We start from the raw sequence: 3,495 nt of genomic DNA on the forward strand, positions 1-3,495 counted from the left end.
CGAGGGTGGGACCCGGACCCCAGAACTGCGCGAGAAATCGCGCAGCCGCGACGGGTTGGTTCGGCGCGCGGTGGCCGTAGGCCAGGTACTGCGGAATCTCGCCCGGCCAGTGCAGGGTCGCGTTGAGCACTATGGGGAGCAGAAACAACGCCAAAACCGCTGAGGCGATCAGCAATTCGCGGCGCTGCGTGAGCAACTGGCGCCGCTGGGGCACAAGCGCCGCCAGCGCAAGCAGGGGCACCAGGACGAGGAATTCCGCATGCCCGTGCACCAGCAGGCCGCCGGCGAGCACCATGATCCACAGGTGGCGCGGCCGGCCGGCCGCCACCGACGCGACCGCGAACAGGTAGAGCAAAAAGGGCGCGAAGCAGACGTGCGGCATCCAGGTGGAGCACACCAGCTGGGGGTGTTCGGCGAGGAAGATCAGGGTAATGCCGGCCGCGGTGAGTACCGCCGCCACCGAGCGCACCCACGTGTACAGGATGGTCAGCGCGAGTGCGATCAGCGTCGCGTTGAGCGCCATGATCGCGATCGCCTGCCCGTTATAGGCCGCCGGAACGACACGGGCCAGGTCGTGCAGCAACCATTCGCCGCCGGCCTGCACGTAGAAGAAAGCCGGACCGGGATGGTGGAAGCCGACCCTGGAGTAATGCCCGGTCAGCAAGGCAAAGTGCTTGGCCTGCAGAGTGAGGATCGAGTTGGCCGCGGGATCTCCTGCTTCGTAGACCGCACGCGCGAACAGCCCGCGGTTGCGCACCAGCAGCAGTACGAGCAATCCGCCCCAGCAGACCGCGAAGAGCCCCGCTTGGGCATTGAGCCTGAAGTGACGGGTCGGGGCTGCGGGCATGAGGCTCAAATCTTAGGTGAGCCAACCGTGGCGTCGCGCGGTGGCGGCTCCCGGGGTGGGATGACGTTGCGCTCGCACTGAGGCGATTGCAGCTCTGGCTGGTCGAGGCGATAAGTTGGCCGGGTGACTGACATGGCCACCGAGATAGGCACCGAAGCCGCCGCCACCGGCGGCAAACCGGCATTCGTATCCCGTTCAGTCCTGGTCACCGGCGGAAACCGGGGGATCGGGCTGGCAATCGCGCAGCGGCTGGCCGCCGACGGCCACAAGGTGGCCGTCACGCACCGCGGATCCGGAGCGCCCGAGGGATTGTTCGGCGTCGAGTGTGACGTCACCGACAACGACGCCGTCGATCGTGCCTTCAAAGAGGTCGAAAAGCACCAGGGTGCGGTGGAGGTACTGGTGTCCAACGCCGGCGTCTCCGCGGACGCGTTCCTGATCCGGATGACCGAGGAGAGGTTTGAGAAGGTCATCAACGCCAACCTCACGGGGGCGTTCCGGGTGGCCCAGCGCGCATCGCGGAGCATGCAGCGGAACCGCTTCGGCCGGATGATCTTCGTGGGTTCGGTCTCCGGCAGCTGGGGCATCGGTAACCAGTCCAACTACGCCGCGTCCAAGGCCGGGCTCATCGGCATGGCCCGTTCGATCTCCCGGGAGCTGTCCAAGGCCGGCGTGACCGCGAATGTGGTGGCCCCCGGTTACATCGATACCGAGATGACCCGCGCGCTGGATGAGCGGATTCAGGCGGGGGCGCTGGAATTCATCCCCGCGAAGCGGGTCGGCACCGCCGCGGAGGTCGCCGGGGTGGTCAGCTTCCTCGCGTCGGAGGACGCGAGTTACATCGCTGGTGCGGTCATCCCGGTCGACGGCGGCATGGGCATGGGCCACTGAGTTCGATTACGACACAATCTTCAACCAGAGCTAAGGACGGACATGGCAGGACTGCTCGACGGCAAACGGATTCTGATCTCCGGAATCATCACCGATTCGTCGATTGCGTTTCACATCGCCAAGGCGGCCCAGGAGGCGGGTGCGCAGTTGGTGCTGACCGGGTTCGACCGGTTGCGCCTGATTCAGCGCATCGCCGACCGGCTGCCGGAGAAGGCGCCGCTGATCGAACTCGACGTGCAAAACGAGGAGCACTTGGACTCGCTCGCCGACCGGGTAACGGCCGAGATCGGCGAGGGCAACAAGCTCGACGGTGTGGTGCACTCGATCGGATTCATGCCGCAGACGGGGATGGGCATCAACCCGTTCTTCGACGCGCCGTATGAGGATGTCTCCAAAGGCATTCACATCTCGGCGTATTCGTACGCCTCGCTGGCCAAGGCGGCGCTGCCGATCATGAACGCCGGCGGCTCCATCGTGGGTATGGACTTCGATCCCAGCCGGGCGATGCCGGCCTACAACTGGATGACGGTGGCCAAGAGTGCGCTGGAATCGGTCAACCGATTCGTGGCGCGCGAGGCGGGCAAGTTCGGTGTGCGCTCCAACCTCGTTGCCGCGGGCCCCATCCGGACGCTGGCCATGAGCGCGATCGTCGGCGGTGCCCTCGGCGAAGAGGCCGGCGCGCAGATGCAGCTGCTCGAAGAGGGCTGGGACCAGCGCGCCCCCATCGGCTGGAACATGAAGGACCCGACGCCGGTCGCCAAGACGGTGTGCGCGTTGCTCTCGGACTGGCTGCCGGCGACGACTGGGACCATCATCTACGCCGATGGTGGCGCAAGCACCCAATTGCTGTAAACGGCAATGGAATTCGACGCCGTCCTGCTGCTGTCCTTCGGTGGTCCGGAAGGACCTGAGCAGGTGCGGCCGTTCCTGGAGAACGTCACCCGCGGCCGCGACGTGCCGCCGGAACGTCTCGATGACGTCGCCGAGCACTACCTGCATTTCGGCGGCGTGTCGCCGATCAACCGGATCAACCTGACGCTGATCGAGCAGTTGCGCGCCGAGCTCGAAGGCCGCGGCCTTAAACTGCCGGTCTATTTCGGCAATCGCAATTGGGAGCCCTATGTCGAAGACACCGTTGCGACGATGCGGGACAACGGCATTCGTCGAGCCGCGGTGTTCACCACATCGGCGTGGAGCGGATATTCCAGCTGCACGCAGTATGTGGAAGACATCGCCCGGGCGCGCGAGGCGGCCGGGCCGGACGCGCCCGAATTGGTCAAGCTGCGGCCCTATTTCGACCACCCGCGGTTCGTGCAGATCTTCACCGACACCATCGGTGCGGCGTCGGGCGCCCTGACCGCCGAGCAACAGGCCGACGCGCGGTTGGTATTCACCGCGCATTCCATCCCGGTGGCCGCCGACGACCGGCTGGGCCCACGGCTGTACAGCCGCCAAGTCGCCTACGCCGCAAGCCTTGTGGCGACCGCCGCCGGATACCGCGAGTACGACCTGGCGTGGCAGTCCCGGTCGGGGCCGCCCCAGATTCCGTGGCTGGAGCCTGACGTCGCCGACCACCTGGCCGCCTTGGCGCAGGCCGGCACCAAGGCCGTCATCGTCTGCCCGATCGGGTTTGTCGCCGATCACATCGAGGTCGTGTGGGATCTCGATCACGAGTTGCGATCACAAGCCGAGGCCGCGGGCATGGCGTTCGCCCGGGCCGCTACGCCCAACGCCGATCGGCGATTCGCCCGGCTTGC

The 3,495-nt window shown here is 66.5% G+C and carries 4 protein-coding genes; 3 read left to right on the forward strand and 1 reads right to left on the reverse strand.

Features of this window, described 5'->3' with window-relative positions; all coding sequences use genetic code 11:
* Positions 1 to 847: hypothetical protein (locus VFW69_RS18215; protein ID WP_526503143.1), on the reverse strand; the 847-nt coding region annotated here is incomplete at its 3' end.
* A gap of 132 nt (positions 848 to 979) precedes the next feature.
* Between VFW69_RS18215 and fabG1 the strand changes: the two genes are divergently transcribed.
* The 3 genes from fabG1 to VFW69_RS18230 all read left to right on the forward strand — a co-directional run.
* A complete protein-coding gene (fabG1, locus tag VFW69_RS18220) occupies positions 980 to 1,738 on the forward strand; it encodes a 3-oxoacyl-ACP reductase FabG1 (protein WP_526503149.1) in 759 nt (252 codons plus the stop codon).
* A 42-nt stretch (positions 1,739 to 1,780) separates the two neighbouring features.
* A complete protein-coding gene (gene inhA, locus VFW69_RS18225; protein WP_526503145.1) occupies positions 1,781 to 2,590 on the forward strand; it encodes an NADH-dependent enoyl-ACP reductase InhA in 810 nt (269 codons plus the stop codon).
* Between the two features lie 6 nt (positions 2,591 to 2,596).
* Positions 2,597 to 3,495 (forward strand): ferrochelatase (locus tag VFW69_RS18230; protein ID WP_526503147.1); only part of this gene is annotated, 899 nt, incomplete at its 3' end.

Origin of the sequence: Mycobacterium sp. (genome assembly GCF_036273375.1) — a bacterium.
Taxonomy (GTDB): Bacteria; Actinomycetota; Actinomycetes; order Mycobacteriales; family Mycobacteriaceae; genus Mycobacterium.

What these genes read in the sequence shown, in the direction of transcription:
- inhA (WP_526503145.1), top strand. Translation starts at nt 1,781, where the DNA reads ATGGCAGGACTGCTCGACGGCAAACGGATTCTGATCTCCGGAATCATC.
- fabG1 (WP_526503149.1), top strand. Translation starts at nt 980, where the DNA reads ATGGCCACCGAGATAGGCACCGAAGCCGCCGCCACCGGCGGCAAACCG.